Below are 20,717 nucleotides of genomic sequence, written 5' to 3'. Positions count from 1 at the left end.
ACGCTTTGACGGGGCACTAGAGCCCGAGAATGTCTTCCAGGTCGCGTGCGAACACGCGGTCGCTCTCGAGGTCGAGCTGGTTTTCGATATGGGCGAGGTGGTGGTGCATGACGGCGAGCGCCTCCTTGGAGTCGCGTTCGGTGATGCTCTGGACGATCGCCGCGTGCTCGTCGGGACCGCAGTTCAGTACCTCTTTTTGCTGGTACATCGCCATGATCAGCGACGTCCGCGAAACCAGGTCGCGCAACAGGGTGGCGAGGATCTGCGACTGCGCCAGTTCGGCGATCAGCATATGGAATGCGCCCGACAGGCGAATGGCGCCGGCGACATCGCCGCCCTGATGCGCCTGGCGTTCCTGGTCGACATGTTCGCCCAGCCTGGCGATCCCGTCGTCGTCGATGGTCGCACACAGCCGCTCGACAAGCCGCTCCTCGATAGTGCGGCGGGCAAAGAAGACATCACGAGCTTCTTCGATCGAAGGTTTGGATACAAACGCGCCGCGATTTGGAACCAATGTAATCAGGCCGTCTCGGGCGAGGTTCTGCAGAACCTGGCGAATGCGCGCCCGGCTGGCGGAAAAGATCTCGGAGAGTTGCTCTTCCTTGAGCCGTGTGCCGGGGCCTACCTGCCGCTCGGCGATGGCGTTCCAGATCTTTTCGTAGATTTCCTGATCGGTAGCGTGTCGCTTTCCGGCCTCAATGTCCATCCAACCCTCCTCCCAGTGGGCCCAGACACCCAGCCCTGAACCCTATTGAATCTCAAATTGGGCACAAGTCAACAAATTTGTCGACAATGATTGTTGACAATAATTGGATACGATGTCAGCGTGAAGTGGATGGAGCCTAAAGGCGCCCTGCAGACGTAAAGGCGCGGGTCCACGGTTCTTAAATGGGAGGAGTTACATGAAGAAGTTCCTGCTCGCGGCCACCGCCGCGGCTTTGGTCCAGCTTGGCTTGATGGGCAATGCGAGCGCAGCCGAGTTGCGTTACGCCGCCGCCGGCGACATCTACGGGCTCGACCCGGATTCGATGACCGACAGCTTCTCGAACAATTTCCTGGCGCACATTTACGAGCCGCTGGTCCGCTACAACAAGGAACTGAAGATCGAGCCGGCGCTGGCCCTGTCCTGGGAAGTCGTCAAGCCCGACGTCGTCCGCTTCAAGCTGCGCCAGGGCGTCAAGTTCCATGACGGTGCCGACTTCAGTGCTGACGACGTCGTCATGTCGCTGATGCGCGCCATCGACGAAAACTCGCCGATCAAGGGCAACCTGCCGGCGCTGAAATCGGTCGAGAAGATCGACGATTACACCGTTGATCTGCATCTTGCCGGCCCGACGCCGCTGCTCAACAACTACCTCACCAACATCGCGGTCTTCGATTCCGGCTGGCTGGAGAAGAACAACGCGGTCAAGCCGATCAACGCCGAGCTCGGCCAGGAAGGTTACACCTCCACCCACGCCAACGGCACCGGCCCCTTCAAGCTCGAAAGCCGCCGCCCCGACGCCCAGACCGTGCTGGTCGCCAACGAAGGCTGGTGGGACAAGCCACAGCACAATCTGACCAAGGTCATCTTCACCCCGATCGCCTCCGACGCCACCCGCGTCGCGGCACTTCTGTCGGGCGAGGTCGACATCATCACCCCGTCGCCGCTGCAGGATGCCAAGCGCATCGCCGCCAATCCGGGCACCAAGGTGCTGGAGAACCCGGGCCTGCGCACGATCATGATGAACTTCAACATGCGCGACAAGCTTGTCGACGGCAATGTCGAGGGCAATCCGTTCAAGGACGTGCGTGTCCGCAAGGCCGTCTACCAGGCCATCAACATGGACCTTGTCCGCGACAAGATCATGCGTGGCAAGTCGCGCGTTTCCGGCATGCAGATCGCGCCTGAGGTGCCTGGCTTCGATGCCAAGCTCAACGAGCGTTTCCCCTACGATCCGGCGGCCGCAAAGGCTTTGTTGACCGAGGCCGGCTATCCCAACGGCTTCCAATTCAACATGAACTGCCCCAACGACGCCTACGTCAATGACGAGGAAGTCTGCCAGGCGATGACGGCGATGCTGGCCCAGGTCGGGCTCAACGCCAAGCTGGTCGCCGAAGCCCGCACCCTGCACTTCAAGAAGGCGCAAGAAGGCCAGACCGACATGTTCATGATCGGCTGGGCGACGTTGCCGATGCTCGACGGCTTCTCCGTGCTGTCGGCCATGCTGCACTCGCCGGAAGAGAAGCTCGGCACCTGGAACCCCGGCGGTTACAAGAACGCCAAGGTCGACGAGCTGGTCAAGAAGATCGACGTCGAGCTCGACGAGAGCAAGCGCCGCGCGATGATGGTCGAGGCCTTCGGCATCACCGAGCAGGAAGTCGCCTGGCTGCCGCTGCACCAGCAGCCGCTGTCCTGGGCGGTGCGTGACAATGTCGAGGTCGTCCAGACCGCCGACGATCTGCTCCGCCTCTGGTACGTCAACGTCAAGTAAGTCGAACCAGCCCCCTGTCCAACCAGGGCAGGGGCCTTTCGCTAACGGCAAGCCCGCCGCCACGAAGCGGGGCCACCTCCAAGGGAGTTGCGACGATGTTCGTATTCCTCGTCCGCCGTCTGCTGCAGGCCGTCATGGTCATGCTGGCCGTGGCGTTCATCGCCTTCTTGATGTTTCGCTATCTCGGCGATCCGGTGAACAACATCGTCTCCCAGGACGCGACCCAGGCCCAGCGCGAAGAGGTGCGGCAGCGCCTGCGTCTCGACGACCCGATGGCCATCCAGTACGGCCGTTTCGTCATCAATGCCGCCCAGGGCGACTTCGGCGTCTCCTACCGCAACAGCCGTCCGGTCAGCGCGCTGCTCGCCGAGCGTTTTCCCGCAACCGCCGAACTGGTGCTGGTTGCCGCAGTGTTGTCTCTGGTGCTTGGCATCCCGCTTGGCATCTACACCGCACTCAAACCCCGAGGCGTGCTTAGTCAGGGCTTGCAGATCATGTCGCTGATCGGCATCTCCTTGCCCACCTTCGTCACCGGCATCCTTTTGATCCTTGTATTCTCGGTCTGGCTCGGCTGGCTGCCGTCCTTCGGCCGTGGCGATGTCATCGACATCGGCTGGTGGTCGACGGGCTTCCTCACCGCCTCCGGCCTCAAGGCGCTGATCCTGCCGTCCTTCATGCTGTGCTTGTTCCAGTTGACGCTGATCATGCGGCTGGTCCGTGCCGAGATGCTGGAGGTGCTGCGCGCCGACTACATCAAGTTTGCCAAGGCGCGCGGCCTGAAGAACCGTGCCATCCATTTTCGCCATGCGCTCAAGAACACGCTGATCCCGGTCGTCACCATCTTCGGGCTTCAGCTCGGCGGCCTCATCGCCTTCGCCATCATCACCGAAACGGTGTTCCAGTGGCCGGGCATGGGCGCGCTGTTCATCCAGGCCGTCAACTTCACCGACGTGCCGGTCATGGCGGCTTATCTCGTCATGGTCTCGCTGATCTTCGTCATCATCAATACCAGCGTCGACCTTCTCTACAACGTCATCGATCCGCGCCTTCGCACCGATCCGACCCGGGCCTCCGGGAAGGGCGCCTGACGGGAACCCATGACCATGAGTGACACCTCCTTCACCGGACGTCTGCGCAGCTTCGCTGATAGCGACCTGTTCTACAGCTTCCGCCGTTCCAAGACGACGGTCATTGCTGCGGCAGCGCTCCTGTTGCTTTTCATCGGCGCGGTCTTTGCACCTGTCATCGCGCCCTTTGATCCGTTCGACATCGCCCATCTCAACCTGCTCGACAGCGAATTGCCGCCGGCCTGGATGGAAGGTGCCAACCCGGCCTACTGGCTCGGCACCGACACCCAGGCGCGCGACGTGCTGTCGTCGATCCTCTATGGCCTGCGCATCTCGCTCTTCGTCGGCTTCGCCTCGGTCATCTTGGCTGCCGTGCTCGGCGTCTTCCTTGGCCTTGTCGGCGGCTTCGTTGGTGGCATCGTCGACGCCGTCATCATGCGCGTTGCCGATGTCCTGCTGAGCTTCCCGGCGATCCTCGTTGCACTGCTCATCAACGGTGTCATGCGTGGCATCCTCCCAGCCAACCAGCACGAGAGCGCGGCCATCCTCGTTCTCGTGCTGGCCATCGGGCTCACCAACTGGGTGCAATATGCCCGCACGGTGCGCGGCTCGACGCTGGTCGAGCGCCAGCGCGAATACGTCCAGGCTGCCCGCACCATCGGCGTCGGGCGCCTGCGCATCATGCTCACCCATATCCTGCCCAATGTGCTCGGCCCGGTGCTGGTCATCGCCACCATCAATCTCGGCATGGCCGTGCTGACGGAAGCGACGCTGTCCTTCCTCGGTGTCGGCATGCCGGCGACGCAGCCCTCGCTCGGCACGCTCATCCGCGTCGGCAACGAATACCTGTTCTCCGGCATCTGGTGGGTTGTCATCTTCCCGTCGGCAACGCTTGCCGTGCTGGTCCTCGCCGTCAACTTGATCGGCGACTGGCTGCGCGACGCTCTCAATCCGAAGCTGAGGTAAGGCCATGGCCCTGCTCGAAGTCGAAAATCTGAAAGTCGAGTTCCCCACCCGCAAGGGCGTTCTCACCGCCGTTGACAACGTCTCCTTCACCGTCGAACAGGGCGAGATCCTGGGCGTGGTCGGTGAATCCGGCGCCGGCAAGTCGATGACCGGTGCTGCCGTCATCGGCCTGCTCGAACCGCCCGGCCGCATCGGCGGCGGCCAGATCCGCCTCGACGGCAAGCGCATCGACAACCTCTCGCCCGACGAGATGCGCAAGATCCGCGGTCGCCACATCGGCGCGATCTTCCAGGACCCGCTGACCAGCCTCAACCCGCTGTTCACGGTTGGCGAGCAGCTGGTCGAGACGATCCGCACGCATCTGCCGATGTCGGCGGCGGAAGCCAGGAAGCGCGCCATCGGCTGGCTCGCCGAGGTCGGCATCCCTGCACCCGACCGGCGTTTCGACCAGTATCCGCACCAGTTCTCCGGCGGCATGCGCCAGCGCGTCGTCATTGCCCTGGCACTGTGCGCCGAGCCGCGGCTGATCATCGCCGACGAGCCGACGACAGCACTCGACGTGTCGGTGCAGGCGCAGATCATCGCGCTGCTCAAGCGGGTCTGCCGCGAACGCAATGCGGCCGCGATCCTCGTCACCCACGACATGGGCGTCATCGCCGAGACCGCTGACAGGGTCGCGGTGATGTATGCCGGGCGCCTCGCCGAGATCGGCCCGGTCGCGCATGTTCTGCAGAAGCCGAGCCATCCCTATACGGCTGGCTTGATGGGCTCGATCCCGCGCGTCGGGCCACGGCCCGAGCGACTGATCCAGATCGAGGGCTCGATGCCGCGCCTGACCGACATCCCGAGCGGCTGCGCCTTCAACCCGCGCTGCCCTAAGGTCTTTGCCGATTGCCACCGGGTCAGGCCCGAACTGCGCCCGGTCGCTGACGGCGCCGCTGCCTGCCTGCTCTATGAAGGGGTGACGCAATGAATCCCACACCGATCAAGCTCAAGACCGGCGAAGCCCCGCTGCTTCAGGTCAATGGCCTCAAGAAGCACTTCGCCATGGCCAAGCCCTTCCTCAACCGTCTGCTCGAGGGCGGCGAGTTGCAGACGGTCAAGGCTGTCGACGGTCTCGACCTTGAGATCCCGCGCGGCCAGACGCTCAGCCTCGTTGGCGAGTCCGGCTGCGGCAAGTCGACGGTCGCCCGCCTGATCATGGGCCTGTCCAATCCGTCCGGCGGCTCGATCCTGTTCGATGGCGCTGACATTTCGCGTGCGCCGGCAGGCCAGCCCGCGGACATCCGCCGCCGCATGCAGATGATCTTCCAGGATCCCTATGCCAGCCTAAACCCGCGCTGGCGGGTGGCCGATATCATCGCCGAGCCGTTGCGGACCTACGGCTTGTGCGCCTCGCGCCAGGAGGAACGCCGCGAGGTCGACCGCCTGCTCGAATTCGTCGGCCTCAACGCCAAGGACGGTGACAAGTTTCCGCATGAATTCTCCGGCGGCCAGCGCCAGCGCATCTCGATTGCGCGGGCCATTTCCACCAAGCCGGAATTCCTCGTCTGCGACGAGCCGACTTCCGCGCTCGACGTCTCGGTCCAGGCGCAGATCCTCAATTTGATGCGCGAGATGCAGCGCGAGCTCGGCCTGACCTACCTGTTCATCAGCCACGACCTTGCGGTGGTCAACTTCATGTCGGACTGGATCGGCGTCATGTATCTCGGCCGCCTCGTCGAGGTTTCGCCCGCAGCCGAACTCTTCGCCAATCCGCAGCATCCCTATACAAGGCTGCTGCTCGACACGATCCCCGATCTCGGCATGTCGAAGCGCGACCGCCAGCCGGCCGCTGGCGAGGTGCCCAACCCGATCAACCCGCCGCCGGGCTGCCATTTCCATCCGCGCTGCGCGCTCGCCAATGAGCGTTGCCGGCGTGAGGCACCGGTGCTTCACGTGTATGATGGGGATGTGCGCGCCTCTTGCCATGCGGTCGAGGAAGGGCGTGGCAATGAGCCGATCATGGCACAGGCACGTGCCGCGCAGTCGCTGCAGGCAGCGGTCTGAGGGAGAAAAAATGGATTTCGATTTCGCCGAGCTGCCCGAAACCGACCGCTACCGGCTGCTCACCAACTTTGTCGGGCCGCGGCCGATCGCACTCGTCACCACCATCGACGAGCATGGCTGCAACAATGCCGCGCCGATGAGCTTCTTCAACGTCTTTTCGCACGAACCGCCGCTGCTCATCCTGGGCATGCAGACGCGACCCGACGGCACCGCCAAGGACACCGTCGCCAATATCAGGCGCTCGGGCGAGTTCGTCGTCCACATGGTCGACATGGCGATCGCCAACGAGATGATCGTCACCGGTATCAACTTCCCCAGCGACGTCGACGAGATCGAGTTTGCCGGCTTGACCAGCACGCCGTCGGTCAAGGTTGCGGCACCCCGCATCGAGCAATCGCCCTGTGCCATGGAGTGCAAGGTGTCGCAGATCCTCGACTATGGACGCCGCACCATCGTCATCGGCGAGGTCGTGCAGATGTATGTCCGCGACGAATGCCTCGACGAGCGTGGCCGCTACGTCCGGCCCGAGATCTATCAGCCGATCGCGCGGCTGCATGCCGACAACTACATCGTCGCCGACAACCAGTTCGTGCTCAAGCGCCCCACTCGAGCTTCTCCATCACGAGGAAGTGGCGGGATATGCCGTATCGAAGCCACAGAAGGTCGCCGGCTGACCGAGAAAATGCGCCGGACGTTCAGCCCGGCATCACCGAAATCCGAAATGCCTGCGGTGCTGAAATCAAAGAACGGGCGGCGCCGACGTCATGGAGCTCAAGGACTACGGCCTGCGCGAGGGTGCTTTCGCCGACATCGTGCTCGACGCCGAGACCGTGCCGGAGGCGGTGGCCGCACGTCCGAAACGCAAGCTGGTGCTCAAGCGCGGCAAGCCGGTGGTGCGCGACGGCAAGGCCCTTTTCAGAGTCGAATGAGAATTTGAAATGACCGAACCATTGCTTATCACCGCCCGCTGGGTCGTCGGCCATGTCGACGGCCGGCACGCGCTTTATCCCAACGGCGAGGTCGTCGTGTCAGGTGACCGCGTGCTCTTCGTCGGCCACGGCTATGAGGGGCCCGTCGCGCGCCGCATCGACTATGGCAACGCGTTGATCGGCCCGGGCTTCGTCGATCTCGACGCGCTGTCCGACCTCGACACCACGGTGCTCGGCTACGACAATCAGCCGGCGGTCAAGAAGGGCCGGATCTGGCCCGAGACCTACATGGAGAGCGGCCCCTTTGAGATGTACTCGGAGGAAGAACTGGCGTTCCAGAAGCGCTATGCTTTCTCGCGCCTGATCCGCTCCGGCATCACCACCGCATTGCCCATCGCCTCGCTGTTCTACCGCCAGTGGGGCGAGACGGTGGGCGAGTTCAGCGCCGCCGCCGAAGCCGCGCGCGACCTCGGCCTGCGCGTCTATCTCGGCCCCGCCTATCGCTCTGGCAACAGCTTCGTCCGCCGCGATGGCAGCATCGATTTCCACTTCGACGAGGAGCTCGGTCTCGACGGCCTCGCCGATGCGGTTGCCTACTGCCGCAAGTTCGAAGGCCAGGCCAATGGCCTGATCCGCACCATGCTGGCGCCCGACCGCATCGAGACCTGCACCCCCGAACTGCTCAAGGCTTCGGCCGCTGCCGCCGAAGCACTCGACGTGCCGATCCGGCTGCATTGCTGCCAGTCGCCCTTCGAGTACCAGAGCGTGCTCAGGCTGCGCGGCATGAGCCCGGCCGAATGGCTGGAAAGCCTGGACTTCCTGTCGCCGCGCGCGATCCTTCCGCACGGCACCCATGTCAGTGGCCGCAACGGCATCGAGCGGCCCGGCAGGGACCTCGAGATCTTGCGTGACGGCGGCGGCACCATCGCCCATTGCCCGCTGGTTTCGGCCCGCCACGGCAACGCGCTGCAGTCGTTCCGCAAGTATCGCGACATGGGCATCCGCATCGGCCTCGGTACCGACACCTATCCGCCAGACATGTTCCTCAACATGCAGGTCGGTATGATGCTCTGTCGCATCGAGGAAGGCGGCACCGACGGCTGCCGCTCCGAGGATTTTTATGATGCCGCAACGCTTGGCGGCGCCGACGCGCTCAACCGTCCCGATCTCGGCCGTCTGCAGGCTGGTTCGACCGCCGATCTGATCGTCGTCGACTTCGACGATCCGTTCATGGGCCAGACCATCGACCCGATCCAGACGCTGATGCTCAACGCCTCGGCGCAATCGGTCTCAACTGTCATGATCGCCGGTCGCTTCGTCATGGAAGGTGGCATCATCCCTGGCGTCGACGACCGCGAATACCGCAAGCGCGCGCAGACGCAGTTCGAAGGTGTTGTCGCCAAGTACCCGCTGCGCACCTTCAACCACCCGCCCGTCGAGGAAATCTTCTCGTCGGCCTACCCGACCCATCGCAAGGCGTAAGCCCCCGACGCCTTGCACGGAAAGGGCGCTGTCCGCGCATGACCCCGAAAATCGTCAGCGATTTTCGGAAGGATCGTGCGCCAAAATGGACGGCGCCCTTTCTGTTTGCAAATGAGACTACTCCCCCGCGGCCTCGCCGATGTTGCGGCTCAGGATGGCGAGCACGCGCGTTGCGCTTTCGATGTCGGCGTCGGCGACGCCGGTCAGCACCTGACTGCGCAGTTCGGCGACATAGGCGATCATGCTGTCGGCCTCGCGGCGAGCAGTCGGCGTCAGGAAGATGCGCTTGGCGCGCCTGTCGTCGTCGGTGGTGCAGCGCACCACCATGCCCTTCTTTTCCAGCCCGTCGATAAGGCCGACCAGCGACGGCTGTTCGATATGCATCTGCTCGGCCAGCTCGGCCTGTGTTTTGCCTTCGCATTCGGCGATCTGCATCATCAGCCGGGCGCGCGCCAGCGTCAGCCCCCGCTTCTTCACCCGGGCGTCGAACATCGTCCTGAGCTTGCGGTTGACCTTCAGCAGCTCGTCGAAGAATGCGCTCTTCAGTTCATCGGCGCTCATGTTGTTCCCTTAATTATTTTTATGAATACCATTAGCTACCTATGTAATTCATGGAGGTGACTGCGACAAGAACCGCCGCCTAGTCCCTTCGGACGAGGCTAATGCCGACCCTGCGCGACGTAATGCTCATTGGCGCCGAATGGTGCGGCTGCTGCCGGGGCCGGAGATCAGGGAGTATGTGATGGTCCTGCGCAATCTGGCGAAGCTCGATCTCAATCTCCTCCACGTCTTCGAGGCCGTCTACAGCGAGGCGAGCATTACCCGGGCCGCCGAGACGCTCAACGTCACCCAGCCCGCGGTCTCCAACAGTCTGGCGCGCTTGCGCGACATCTTCGGCGACCAGCTGTTTGTCCGGGCACGACAAGGCATCGCCCCCACGCCGCTCGCCGAAACGCTGATCGGCCCGGTCCGAGAGGCGCTGACCGCACTCGACCGGACGCTGGCCCGGCACGAAAGGTTCGACCCGCTCGGCTCCGAGCGCATCGTCTGCTTCAGCATGAGCGATTATGCCGAGGCCGTCGTCCTCGGGCCGTTCGTTGGCGAACTGAACCGGCTCGGATCGAGGCTCGCGGTCCGCAACCGCTTCCTCGCCGAGCGCGACCTGTTCCCCGGGCTGGCTTCAGGAGAGATCGACTTCGCCGTCGAGTCGCATCCCCTTGCCGAGGACGGGTTCGGGCAGAGGCTGTTGTTCAGCGACGATTTCGTCTGCGTCATGCGCCGGGGACACCCAGCGGCCATCGAGCCTTTCACCATCGAGCGTTATCTCACGCTCAAGCACCTGCATATCTCCAACCGTCCGCGCGTCGCCAATCTTGTCGATGGCGCGCTCGCCCGGCTCAAGCTGAAACGGCAGGTGGCGGTGCATCTCGAACATTGTCTGGCCGCTGCTGCCATCCTGTCGCGCAGCGACCTGTGTCTCACCATTCCCACCTCCTTCGTCAGGCATTTCCTGCCCGAGGATGGTTTCGTCACGCTGCCGAGGCCGTTTCGCATGCCGCCGCTGCAGACCTGGCTCTATTGGCACCCGGCGTCGGAAGGCAGCCCCGCCCATGATTGGGTTCGCGGCGCGCTCGACGACTGCTTCCCGTTGCCTGATACCGGCGTGGCAGCCGGCCAGGATCATTTCGGCTGATGTCGGTCATTCGCAATGGCAATTTGCCCCGCCTGACACCGCCAACCTATAACTGGGGCCAACAGCCGAAATCGAAGACCTGTCGCTAGGGCGATGGCCGCAAGCCGTTGCCGGGGAGGATGGCGCATGCGTGTTGCCGGGAGCATCGAGCAGATTGTCGAACGCGGGCTCTGCACTGGCTGCGGCGCCTGTGCAAGCCTGCTGGGCAACGACGTGCTCGGCATGGATCTTTCCCCCGAGGGGTTCATGCGGCCTCGCCGCCGCCGCCCGCTCAAGGACGTCGAACAAGGCGCGGTCATGCAGGTCTGCACCGCAAGCCGGCAGACCGGGCCCGCGCACGAAGATGCCGAACCGCACCCAATCTTCGGCCGATTCTGCATCTGGCCAAGGGCCACGCGATCGATCAACAAATCCGCTTCAGAAGCGCCACCGGCGGCGTGCTGACGGCGCTCGCGGTCTATCTTGTCGAGAGCGGCGAGGTCGACGGCGTCCTCCAGGTCGGCGTCTCCAGCGAAAACCCGCTGCTCAACGATGTCAGCTTCAACACCACCCGCGAGCAGATCGTCGCCTCGTCCGGCTCCCGCTACGGGCCGACAGCGCCACTCAGGGACATCAGAGCCATGCTCGACAGCGGCAGGCGCTTCGCCTTCATCGGCAAGCCCTGCGATGTCGCGACATTGCGCAATCTGGCTCGGGTCGACCCGCGCGTCGAAACGCAGATCCCTTGCATGCTGGCAATGTTCTGCGGCGGCAGTCCGAGCATCGTTGCCACCTACAACATCGTCCGCCGCTTCGGCGAAGACCATCGCGACGTCGACGAGTTCCGCTATCGCGGCCACGGCTGGCCAGGGCCGACCTATGTCCGAACGCGCCAGGGCAGGGAGCACCGCCAGAGCTACGACGAGACCTGGTTCTCGAACCTCACCTACGAGCTGATGTTCCGCTGCAAGATCTGCGCCGATGGTACAGGCGAACATGCCGATGTCGTCGCCGGCGATTGCTGGGTCATGGACAACGGCAAGCCGAGCCATCGCGAGGCCGGCGACGGCTGGAACATGCATATCGCCCGCACTGTGCGCGGCAGGCAGCTGATCGAGGACGCGATCGTTGCCGGCTATCTCCACGAAGAGCCGTTCACGGTCGCCGAACTGGAGGCCATGCATGACGACCATGGCACCAAGAAACGCTCCGTGCTGTGGCGGCTGGCTGGCCTGGCCCTGACGGCCCAGCCGTTTCCCGACCATGGCGCGCTGCGGGTGGTGCAGGCTGGCCTTGCCGCCAGCTGGCGCGAACGCTGGACGGCCTTCCGCGGCACGCTCGCCCGCTCGCTCAAGCGTCGCAACCGCGAGAGCCCTGTTACCTCGGGCACCTTCGCCCCGGACACCACGACAAGCTGAAAACAACAATCCAAGGAGGAAACTATGTCTGTCGATCATCTGCGTGCCAGGCTTTCCGGCTCAGGACCCGCCCTGTTTTTCCCCGATCCGGAAGTGCCGGCGATCTTCAATTTCGACCAGGGGCTGGCAGCGCCCGAGACCTTTCCGAGCGAGGACCTGGTCCGTCTCGCCCGCAAGACGCTCGACGAGCACGGCGCCAAGGTGCTCGACTACTTTGACCCGGCAACCGGTTATGAGGAACTGGTCTACGGCTTCAAGGGCCTGCGCAAAGAGATATCAGACCGCATCGAGCGCACCCAGGGCAAGCAGTTGGGCACGCTTGGCGTCATCCTGACCTCCGGCTCGGTGCAGGGCATTGCACTTGCCGCCAACGGTTACGTCAATCGGGGCGATGTCGTCGTCGCCGAGGCCGCGTCCTTCCCCTATGCGCTGCGCTTCATGCAGATGGCGGGCGGCGACCTGCGCACGGTTGCGGTCGACGACCACGGCATGGACATCGATGCGCTCGAGGCCTTGCTCAAGCGGGTCAAGGCCGAGGGCAAGAAGGTCAAGGTCGTCTACACCATTCCGACCTTCCAGACGCCGACCTGTACCGAGATGTCGGTGCCGCGCCGGCGTCAGCTGCTCAAGCTCGCCAGCGAGCACGATTTCCTCATCATCGAAGACAATGTCTATGGCGATCTGCGCTTTGCCGGCGAGGAACTGCCGACACTGCTCAGCCTCGACACCGACGACCGCGTCATCCAGTGCGGCAGCTTCTCCAAGATCGTGGCGCCCGCGCTGCGTCTCGGCTGGATCGCCGGTCCGGCTGCGGCCATCGAACCGATCGCCGCCGTCCGCCAGGATCTCGGCGTCGGCCAGTGGCACGCCCGCGTCATGACATCCTACATATCAGAAGGTCTGCTCGACGCGCACATCGTCGAGGTCAACAAGGTCTACAAGAGCAAGGCCGAGACGGCGGCGCGCGCCGTGCGCGATCATTGCGGCAACTACGTCACCTTCCGCATGCCGCAAGGCTCCTTCTACCTCTGGCTCGAGATCGACGAACGCGTCGACTGGCAGCGCGCCGCCGAGCTGTCGGCCAAGGAAGGTATCTTCTTCCGCCCCGGCGAGCGTTTCATGGGCGAGAGCGATGGCCGCCAGTTCCTGCGCCTTGCCTACAGCCATGTCAGCGAGGACATCATTGAACGCGGTATCAAAAAGCTCGGCGAAATCCTCAGCGCCTGCGCCAGGGTTGCGGCATGACCCTTTCTGTTCGCACGATCGCGGGGGGATTCGTCTATCCCGAATGCCCCCGCTGGCATGACGGCCAGCTGTGGTTCGCCGACCAGCATGACGGTCTCGTCCATGTGCTGGACGGTGACGGCACGCGCCGCGACAGCTTTGCCGTGCCGGGCGGTCCTTCCGGCATGGGCTGGCTGCCCGATGGCGACCTGCTGGTCGTGTCGATGAATGACCGCAAGCTGTTTCGGCGCAGCCGCGACGGCAAGCTCACGCTCCACGCCGATCTCGCCAGCGTCCATCCGTTCCATTCGAACGACATGGTCGTGGACAGCAAGGGGCGCGCCTATGTCGGCAACATCGGCTTCGACTTCTATGCCGGCCAGCCGCCGGCACCGACTGTGCTTGCCACGATCGCGCCGGATGGCGAGGTCGGCATTGCCGCCGATGGCCTGATGTGCCCCAACGGGGCTGTGATTGCGCCCGACGGACGCACGTTGATCATCGCCGAGTCGATGGCCGCCCGTCTCACCGCCTTCGACATCGGCGCGGATGGAAACCTCTCCAACCGCCGCCTGTTCGCGGCCGTTGATGGCCACGTGCCCGACGGCATCTGCCTCGATGCCGAGGGTCATGTCTGGGCGGCCTCGCCCTACGAGAAGGCGGTGCTGCGCATCAGCCCGGCAGGCGAGATCGTCGAGCGGGTCGTCATCGCTGATGCCAACCCCTATGCCTGCATGCTCGGCGGCGTAGATGGCCGCGACCTGTTCATCTGCGTCGCCCCGCATCACGCCCCCGAGGTCACGACCAAACTCAGGGGAGGGCGCATCGACATTGTCCGCGCCATTGTACGGGGAGCCGGACGGCCATGAGCGAAACCTCCAGCGTCGAACGCTTCAATCCGCCCGGCATGGCCTTCCCCGGCATGAGCCAGGCCGTCGGCTGCGGCGACTTCGTGCTCGTCTCCGGGCAGGTGGCGCTCAAGGATGGTCAGATCGTCTGCGCCAGCGATCCGGCCGGGCAAACCGAGCAGGTGTTCCGCAACATCGGGGCGGTGCTGGCCGAAGCCGGACTGACGCTCGCCCATGTCGTATCGCTGCGCTGCTACCTGACCAGCGCTGACGCCTATCAGGCTTACGCCTTGGTCAAGAACCGCATCTTCGCCGGCAACCCGCCGGCAGCCAGCGCCATGGTCGTGACAGCGCTCGTCCTGCCCGAGATCATGGTCGAGGTCGAGGCGGTTGCCTGGCGCCACGCGCTTGCCAAACCGGGGCGCGGTGTAGAACCTAGCCGCCACCTGAAATTGGCCGAGTCGGGTCCGCCCGGCCGGCCGCGCGCTTGCGGAGGCCCGGCCTTGTCGATCAAAATGTACGGCATCAAGAACTGCGACACGATCAAGAAGGCCCGGACCTGGCTCGAAGGCCACGGTGTCGCCTACGACTTCCACGATTACAAGGCATCAAGCATCGACCGCAAAAGCCTGGAGGCCTGGGTCAAGGAATTCGGCTGGGAGACGGTGCTCGACCGTGCCGGCACCACCTTCAAGAAGTTGCCCGACGCCGACAAGGAAGGCCTCGATGCCGACAAGGCGATCGCCCTGATGCTCGCCCAGCCCTCGATGATCAAGCGCCCGATGCTCGACCTCGGCAGCCGCCGCATCGTCGGCTTCAAGCCGGAGGCCTATGAGGCCGTATTCCCGGGGTGAAAATCCCCGGGGTGACGATCCCCCGGGGTTGACGCGCCCCTCGCTAACCGGCCCGCGTGCCGAACCGCGCCATCGTCGTTGCCACCTCCTCGCGCAGCCAGGTCGAGAAGTCGCGCACCTTGCGGCCCGGCCGCTCCAGCCTGGAACTGACCAGATAGTAGCCGAGCCCGCTGGCGACCGTGATGCCGAACGGCGCCACAAGTCGCCCGTCGGCCAGCGCATCGGCCGACAACAGCTGCCAGGCCAGCGCCACGCCCTGGCCGGCCACCGCCGCGTCGATGCCGAGGATCGGGTCGGTGAAGGAAGGCCCCGCCGGCTGCACCGGAAATGGCTTTTGCAAGCCGGCGGCCTCGAACCAGCGCTCCCAGCTGATCATCGTGCTCTCGTCGGCGATGACGGGCAGATGTGCCAGGTCCGCTGGCTGCTTCAGCTTTGCGGCAAGCGCCGGCGCGCAGACCGGAAACACCTCCTGCGCCAACAGCAGCTCTGCCCGCACATCAGGCCATTTGCCGTCGCCCATGCGGATCGCCAGGTCGACGTCGGAATGGTCGAGATCGACGAGCCCGGTCGAGGCGTCGATCCTCAGCTTGATCTCGGGATGGCGCTGGTTGAAGCGGCTGAGCCGCTGCACCAGGAAGCGCGAGGCAAAAGCCGGCGCTACCGACACCACCAGCACGTTTGTGGCCGTCTCGTCAGCCAGCGCCACCGCGCGCCCGATCTCCTGGAAGCCGCTGGTCAGCTTGGCGCAGAACTCCGCCCCGAAGGCCGTCAGCGCCAACCCGGTGCCGGTGCGCTGAAAGATGGCGCGGCCCAATTGCGCCTCGGTGCGGCCGATCTGCTGGCTCACCGCACTGGCCGAGACGCCAAGCTCTTCTGCCGCCTTGACCAGCGAGCCGCAGCGCGCGACGCTCTCCACCGCGCGGAGCCCGTTCAGATGCACGCGATTGAGTGCCTGACTTGAGATTTTCTAAACTCCGTCCGCGACATTCTTGATTGAAGAGTGCGCGTTTGTAGCGAAAATACTGTGAAAGGATCAATGCTTCAGGAGAAGTCGGATGAAGATTTTCTCAAGCCTTTCCAACCTGCTTCAGGGCCGACGTGACAGCCATGGCATCGACACGGAGCGTTTTCTCGCCTGGCTGCGCGATCCGCTTTCCCACCCTGACATCGCGCGCATGGATGCACGCGAGCTCGGTGACCTGCCGCTTGGCCGCGGCTTCAGGCCGGCCCTGCCGGTGCCAGGCGAGGGAGCCTGCAGGGCTTAAGGCATGATCCCCAGGTGATCATGTCTGGATGAAAAGCAACATGATGGCGTGGCCGAGCACGCCGAGTGCTGCTGCTGCCAGCGTCGCCAGGCTCAGCACGAAGCCGGTCGCGCGCTGCCATTGCGCCGCCCGCTCATGGGTGAAATGCCAGGCGTGAACCGCGCGGCCGAAGGTGAAGGCCGCGCCCAGCACATGGATCGCGACAACAGGCGCACCGAGCGCTGCTGCAAAGCCCAGCAGCACCAGCATCACTGGAATGTTCTCGATGGCGTTGGCATGACCGCGCATCGTCCGGCCAAGATGGGTCACGCCGCCATCGCCGATCAGCACCATGTGCCTGCGCCTGACCAGCGCTGTCGCCAGCGTCAGCCACACAAGGATCAGGGTGTTGAGCGCGGCATAAAGCGCCGCTGCCGCATATGCCGACTGGTTCATCTTGCCCCCCGACTGTCTACCCGACTGTCTAAATGACCAAACTGTAATATTCCGGTGCGGAAAATCGCCACGATCCGGCACGCATTGCCATAACCGGGCGCCGCAGGGGATTCCCTTGTGCCACGAAGTGTGACTTCATGCGGCCAACTGGCAATGCCACCGTCTCCGAAAGGAACCCGGAACCGTGTTCATCTCCTTCTTCCCGCAGCCGAAGCTGTTTTTCTCCTCGGCAGCGTTGTGGAGCCTTGCGCTCGTCCTGGCGTGGTTCTTCGGGGGCGAACAATTGGGAGCCGTCTTCGGCATGGGTCCGGCAGCGGCGGACGCGCCCAAGATCATCGGCATCTCGGTGTTCTGGTCGCCGCCCTTCTTGTGGTTCTATATCTACTTCTTTGTCGGCGTGATGATCTTTTACGCCTTCTGGGCTTGGTTCTCGCCGCATCCCTGGCAGCGCTGGTCGGTCCTCGGCACCGCGCTCATCCTGTTCGTCGTCTATTTCCAGGTCCAGGTCAGCGTCGCCGTCAACAATTGGTACGGCCCGTTCTTCGACCTGATCCAGAACATCCTGTCCAAGACAACGACGGCAACCGACGAGCAGCTCTATTGGCAGGTCGCCAGCTTTGCCGGTCTGGCGCTGCTCGGCATGAACATTTCGGTCGTCAACGCCTTCTTCGTCAGCCACTGGATCTTCCGCTGGCGCATGGCGATGAACGGCTACTACATGGAGCATTGGCCCCGGTTGCGTCGTATCGAAGGTGCCTCGCAGCGTGTGCAGGAAGACACGATGCGCTTCGCCCAGATCATGGAAGGGCTTGGCGTCAATTTCATTGATTCGATCATGACGCTGATTGCCTTCACCCCAGTGCTCATACAGCTGTCGACGCACATCACCCACCTGCCGTTGCTGGGCGAAATCAAGCAGCCACTGCTGGTCGCGGCCCTTGCCTGGTCGGTGTTCGGGACAATCAGCCTGATCCTTGCAGGCTACAAGCTGCCGGGGCTGCAATTCCGCAATCAGCGCGTCGAGGCGGCCTACCGCAAGGAACTGGTCTATGGCGAGGATCATGAGGATCGCGCCCAACCCGGGACGGTCGCCGAACTCTTCAACAACGTGCGGCGCAATTATTTCCGGCTCTATTTCCACTACGTCTATTTCAACGTCGTTCGTTACACCTACCTCCAGGCCAACAACATTTTCTCGCTGATCGTCATGGTGCCTTCGATCGCCGCGCAGAAGCTGACGCTCGGCCTGATGAACCAGATCAGCTATGCCTTCTCGCAGGTCACCAGTTCGTTTCAGTTCCTGGTCAATTCCTGGTCGACGATCGTCGAGCTGTTGTCGGTCTACAAGCGCCTGCGCGCCTTCGAGGCGACGCTGTTGGGCGAACCACTGCCCGATATCGACCAGCGTTACCTCGAACGCGAAAAGGGTGGCTTGAAGCCGGAAGATCAGCCGGTGGGGTGATTTTTTGGGGACGAGATGTCGGCCAGCCGCGACGTTGGTGACACCCCTCGCAACCCGCCATTGCCGACCTCGTGAGCGCGTGGAACGAGCCGCAACTGTCGGGAATCCATGCCGTGACGAAGACGAAATCAGCAGCGGTGCAGGATTGGCGCGCTAGCTAGTGGCGCAGCACCCATGCCTCACGGGCAAGAGCCTGGCAATCGCTGGTCACCCGCCGGTCTGCACCGGCGCCTCGTTGCGCCGCGCCACATAGTCGGCATAGCTGATGCATTCGACATCTGATTTCACGCAGACCTCACCGGCAAAGCGCTCCAGCGCCCGCCAATAGGCGCCGTCATTCATCAGCGTGAAGTGGAAGCCGATCTGCAGCGGAATGCGGTCGCCCGCATATTGTGTGTCGAAGGCCTTCCGGAACGCGCCATAGGCGCGGTTTTCATATTTTGCTGCCTCTTCAGGCTTGTCGATGCCACCGGAGTGGCGGACGAACAGATTGTAGTCCATCGCGATGATCTGCCGTTCCGACGGGCCCTCGGGAATCAACGGCAGGGCAAACTCCATCATCGTGCCGTCGAGCTTGGGTTCTTCCGGCCCGCGCGAAACGCCGCTGGCATTGTAGGCGAAACCCTTGTCGTGCAGGGCCGCAGAGAGGCCCTTGCTGTCGGAGAGGTAGGGCGCGCGAAAACCTTTGACCGAGGCGGCGATCCTGGCCCATCCGGATGGCTCGGGCGATATGCCGTTGATCTTGTAGGCGTCGCGCATGATTGTCGAAAACGCGTCGAACTCCTTGGTCCATTCGGCCTTGCTCCACTTGCCGCCATCGAAATGGCCGCAGGCGTGGCTGGCGATGTCGTGGCCTTCGGCTGAGGCGAGGTTGATCTGGCCGAGCCGGTCGACAACTTCCATTTTGGTCATGGCAAAGCCGACATTCGACTTGCCGGCCGATTTGCCCGGCGCCTGATATGCGCCGCGCGTTTCGCGCGACAACAGGAACACGCAGGACAGGAAGTAGGTGAAGCGCGCCCCCGTGCGCGCCGCAAGCTCACGGCTGCGCTGCCATTGCGCGAGGTCGTGGGCACCGTCGAAGGAGATCAGCACCACTTGCGGTGTCTTGACGTCCTCGACCTTGGGCGCAGGCCCGGCCATCGCGGAGGACGCGATCAACGACGCGGAGACGAGGACTGGGAACGCTTTGGTCATGTCGAACTTCGATGCAATTTCGGGGGGCTTGTCAGGAGGTTTGGGCGACGTCAGCCGGTTAGGGCCGAAATGTGGCACGGATGCGTCCCGCCGCCTATGCGTCCATTTGGGCTAGTGGGAAAGGGGTTCCACGGGGTCTCCTATCTCACCTTCTGCTGCCCCTCATTCCTTCGCACCGCAGGCCAGAGGGGGGTGCGAAGGATCACGACGTCGAAGATTTGCTTCGTAGGGCACCAAGCCCGCCGCATCCCTTGGTCGGCGTTTTCCGGCGCAGCTTCCGCAAATGGAACGCTGCGCGGCGGGAGAATGCGGAGAAGCCGCGGCGATCGTCCATGGAATATCCGTGGAGCTGCGCGGTGACCGGCCAACCTCGGGACAGAGACCAAGCAGGAGGCACGGCCTCGCGCACCGCTTCCCGAACTTTTCACAAGCAATGGCCAGACCCGGCAACGGCGCGTGGCGGTAAACAAGCGTGCACCTTCTCCCCGTCACAATACGGCGAGAAGGTGCCGGCAGGCGGATGAGGGGCGGCGCGAACTGACGCGAGGATGGGCTCTGTCCTTCACCCGGCCCTCCGGGCCACCCTCTCCCTGTGAACGGGGCGAGCCCCCTCCCACCGAATTTCCGCCCCGCCCCCTTCCATGGCGGCAAAATTCCGCTAAAACGCAGGCTCAAACGGCCCCCGAGGGGCAAAGGTGATTGGATAGTATGTCGGACGACAGTTTCTTTCGTGAGGTGAACGAGGAAATTCGCCAGGACAAGGCGAAGGCCCTGTGGGACAGTTATGGCCCCGCAGCCATCGTCATCGCCGTGCTGGTCGTCATCGGCACCGGCCTGTTCGTGGCCTGGGAATACTGGGTCGAGAGCAAGGCCAACAATTCCGGCGACCAGTTCTCGCAGGCGCTGACGCTTGCCAATTCCGGCAAGGCCGACGAAGCGCTTGCCGCCTTCGATGCGCTGGAGAAGGACGGCTACGGCGCCTATCCGCTGCTCGCTCGCATGCGCGCCGCCACCGTCCAGGCCGACAAGGGCGACTTCAAGGCGGCCGTTGCCGGCTTCGACGAAGTGGCCGCCGACAGCTCGATCCCCAACGTCATTCGCGACGTCGCCCGTCTGCGCGCCGCCCTGCTGCTCGTCGATCACGGCTCTTATGCCGATGTGTCGGGTCGCGTCGAAGCGCTGACCAACGATACCAATCCGCTGCGCCATTCGGCTCGCGAGGCACTCGGCCTTGCCGCCTGGAAGGAAGGCAAGCTCGCCGATGCGCTCAAGCTGTTCGAGCAGATTTCCTCCGACGAAGGCGCGCCGCGCAATGCGCGTCAGCGCTCCAACCTCCTGGCCGAACTGATCCGCGGTTCCGGCAACGCGACGTGAT

At 63.8% G+C, this 20,717-nt stretch carries 21 protein-coding genes and 2 pseudogenes; 18 read left to right on the top strand and 5 right to left on the bottom strand.

The genetic code is table 11. From position 1 onward, the window contains the following. Window positions 1-16 precede the first annotated feature (16 nt). The gene (locus ACHMW7_RS23050; protein WP_395447768.1) at window positions 17-706 is read right to left on the bottom strand and encodes a GntR family transcriptional regulator; all 690 of its coding nucleotides are present in this window, start codon (window positions 704-706) and stop codon (window positions 17-19) included. A gap of 196 nt (window positions 707-902) precedes the next feature. Between ACHMW7_RS23050 and ACHMW7_RS23045 the strand changes: the two genes are divergently transcribed. The 8 genes and pseudogenes from ACHMW7_RS23045 to ACHMW7_RS23010 all read left to right on the top strand — a co-directional run bounded on the left by ACHMW7_RS23045 (window position 903) and on the right by ACHMW7_RS23010 (window position 8,967). Continuing rightward, window positions 903-2,474 carry an ABC transporter substrate-binding protein gene (locus ACHMW7_RS23045; RefSeq protein ID WP_395447767.1) on the top strand — a complete coding sequence of 524 codons (1,572 nt, stop codon included), beginning with the start codon at window positions 903-905 and terminating at the stop codon, window positions 2,472-2,474. 95 nt (window positions 2,475-2,569) lie between these two features. Beyond that, window positions 2,570-3,562, top strand: a complete 993-nt coding sequence (locus ACHMW7_RS23040; protein WP_395447766.1) for an ABC transporter permease — start codon at window positions 2,570-2,572, stop codon at window positions 3,560-3,562. 9 nt (window positions 3,563-3,571) lie between these two features. Then, complete coding sequence (locus tag ACHMW7_RS23035) at window positions 3,572-4,507, top strand: ABC transporter permease (protein WP_395447765.1); 936 nt, start codon at window positions 3,572-3,574, stop codon at window positions 4,505-4,507. Between the two features lie 4 nt (window positions 4,508-4,511). Further along, a complete protein-coding gene (locus ACHMW7_RS23030) occupies window positions 4,512-5,480 on the top strand; it encodes an ABC transporter ATP-binding protein (RefSeq protein WP_395447764.1) in 969 nt (322 codons plus the stop codon). Next, a complete protein-coding gene (locus tag ACHMW7_RS23025; protein ID WP_395447763.1) occupies window positions 5,477-6,556 on the top strand; it encodes an ABC transporter ATP-binding protein in 1,080 nt (359 codons plus the stop codon). The genes ACHMW7_RS23030 and ACHMW7_RS23025 overlap by 4 nt, the downstream gene beginning before the upstream one ends. A gap of 10 nt (window positions 6,557-6,566) precedes the next feature. After that, a pseudogene (locus ACHMW7_RS23020) lies at window positions 6,567-7,230 on the top strand (flavin reductase family protein). A gap of 90 nt (window positions 7,231-7,320) precedes the next feature. Continuing rightward, entirely contained in the window at window positions 7,321-7,485 is a 165-nt protein-coding gene (locus tag ACHMW7_RS23015) for a hypothetical protein (protein ID WP_395447762.1), read from the top strand. Window positions 7,486-7,494: 9 nt separating this feature from the next. Then, complete coding sequence (locus tag ACHMW7_RS23010) at window positions 7,495-8,967, top strand: amidohydrolase family protein (protein ID WP_395447761.1); 1,473 nt, start codon at window positions 7,495-7,497, stop codon at window positions 8,965-8,967. Window positions 8,968-9,084: 117 nt separating this feature from the next. On the opposite strand, the gene ACHMW7_RS23005 is transcribed toward ACHMW7_RS23010, so the two are convergent. Then, window positions 9,085-9,528 (bottom strand): MarR family winged helix-turn-helix transcriptional regulator, encoded by a 444-nt coding sequence (locus ACHMW7_RS23005; protein WP_395447760.1) that lies wholly within the window; start codon window positions 9,526-9,528, stop codon window positions 9,085-9,087. Between the two features lie 181 nt (window positions 9,529-9,709). Between ACHMW7_RS23005 and ACHMW7_RS23000 the strand changes: the two genes are divergently transcribed. The 7 genes and pseudogenes from ACHMW7_RS23000 (at window position 9,710) to ACHMW7_RS22970 (ending at window position 14,983) form a co-directional block, all read left to right on the top strand. Then, on the top strand, window positions 9,710-10,660 hold the full coding sequence (locus tag ACHMW7_RS23000; RefSeq protein ID WP_395447759.1) for a LysR family transcriptional regulator: 951 nt from the start codon (window positions 9,710-9,712) through the stop codon (window positions 10,658-10,660). 126 nt (window positions 10,661-10,786) lie between these two features. Continuing rightward, on the top strand, window positions 10,787-11,104 hold the full coding sequence (locus ACHMW7_RS22995; RefSeq protein ID WP_395447758.1) for a hypothetical protein: 318 nt from the start codon (window positions 10,787-10,789) through the stop codon (window positions 11,102-11,104). Beyond that, window positions 11,098-12,057, top strand: coding sequence for a Coenzyme F420 hydrogenase/dehydrogenase, beta subunit C-terminal domain (locus tag ACHMW7_RS22990; RefSeq protein ID WP_395447757.1), 960 nt, complete (start codon window positions 11,098-11,100; stop codon window positions 12,055-12,057). Before ACHMW7_RS22995 ends, ACHMW7_RS22990 begins: the two co-directional genes overlap by 7 nt. A gap of 24 nt (window positions 12,058-12,081) precedes the next feature. Beyond that, the gene (locus ACHMW7_RS22985) at window positions 12,082-13,302 is read left to right on the top strand and encodes a PLP-dependent aminotransferase family protein (protein ID WP_395447756.1); all 1,221 of its coding nucleotides are present in this window, start codon (window positions 12,082-12,084) and stop codon (window positions 13,300-13,302) included. Further along, entirely contained in the window at window positions 13,299-14,150 is an 852-nt protein-coding gene (locus ACHMW7_RS22980) for an SMP-30/gluconolactonase/LRE family protein (protein ID WP_395447755.1), read from the top strand. The genes ACHMW7_RS22985 and ACHMW7_RS22980 overlap by 4 nt, the downstream gene beginning before the upstream one ends. Continuing rightward, window positions 14,147-14,464: pseudogene (locus ACHMW7_RS22975) on the top strand (RidA family protein); the annotation flags it as partial. The gene ACHMW7_RS22980 and the pseudogene ACHMW7_RS22975, both read left to right, overlap by 4 nt. Before the next feature lie 168 nt (window positions 14,465-14,632). Continuing rightward, window positions 14,633-14,983, top strand: coding sequence for an ArsC family reductase (locus ACHMW7_RS22970; RefSeq protein ID WP_395451415.1), 351 nt, complete (start codon window positions 14,633-14,635; stop codon window positions 14,981-14,983). A 43-nt stretch (window positions 14,984-15,026) separates the two neighbouring features. Here ACHMW7_RS22970 and ACHMW7_RS22965 read toward each other — a convergent pair whose 3' ends face one another. Further along, window positions 15,027-15,923, bottom strand: coding sequence for a LysR substrate-binding domain-containing protein (locus ACHMW7_RS22965; protein WP_395447754.1), 897 nt, complete (start codon window positions 15,921-15,923; stop codon window positions 15,027-15,029). 115 nt (window positions 15,924-16,038) lie between these two features. Between ACHMW7_RS22965 and ACHMW7_RS22960 the strand changes: the two genes are divergently transcribed. Then, a complete protein-coding gene (locus ACHMW7_RS22960) occupies window positions 16,039-16,248 on the top strand; it encodes a hypothetical protein (RefSeq protein WP_395447753.1) in 210 nt (69 codons plus the stop codon). An 18-nt stretch (window positions 16,249-16,266) separates the two neighbouring features. Here the strand turns inward: ACHMW7_RS22960 and ACHMW7_RS22955 are convergent, their stop codons facing one another. Next, window positions 16,267-16,683: an MAPEG family protein gene (locus tag ACHMW7_RS22955; protein WP_395447752.1), complete on the bottom strand. Its 417-nt coding sequence runs from the start codon at window positions 16,681-16,683 to the stop codon at window positions 16,267-16,269. A gap of 184 nt (window positions 16,684-16,867) precedes the next feature. Between ACHMW7_RS22955 and sbmA the strand changes: the two genes are divergently transcribed. Continuing rightward, a complete protein-coding gene (gene sbmA, locus ACHMW7_RS22950; RefSeq protein WP_395447751.1) occupies window positions 16,868-18,145 on the top strand; it encodes a peptide antibiotic transporter SbmA in 1,278 nt (425 codons plus the stop codon). Window positions 18,146-18,352: 207 nt separating this feature from the next. Here sbmA and ACHMW7_RS22945 read toward each other — a convergent pair whose 3' ends face one another. Further along, window positions 18,353-19,342, bottom strand: coding sequence for a polysaccharide deacetylase (locus tag ACHMW7_RS22945; RefSeq protein ID WP_395447750.1), 990 nt, complete (start codon window positions 19,340-19,342; stop codon window positions 18,353-18,355). Window positions 19,343-20,050: 708 nt separating this feature from the next. On the opposite strand from ACHMW7_RS22945, the gene ACHMW7_RS22940 reads away from it, so the two are divergent. Continuing rightward, window positions 20,051-20,716 (top strand): tetratricopeptide repeat protein, encoded by a 666-nt coding sequence (locus tag ACHMW7_RS22940; RefSeq protein WP_395447749.1) that lies wholly within the window; start codon window positions 20,051-20,053, stop codon window positions 20,714-20,716. The last annotated feature ends 1 nt before the right edge of the window (window position 20,717 follow it).

Source organism: Aminobacter sp. UC22_36, assembly GCF_044056035.1.
In the GTDB taxonomy this organism is placed as follows: Bacteria; Pseudomonadota; Alphaproteobacteria; order Rhizobiales; family Rhizobiaceae; genus Aminobacter.
This window is presented reverse-complemented; position numbering and strand designations above follow the sequence as displayed.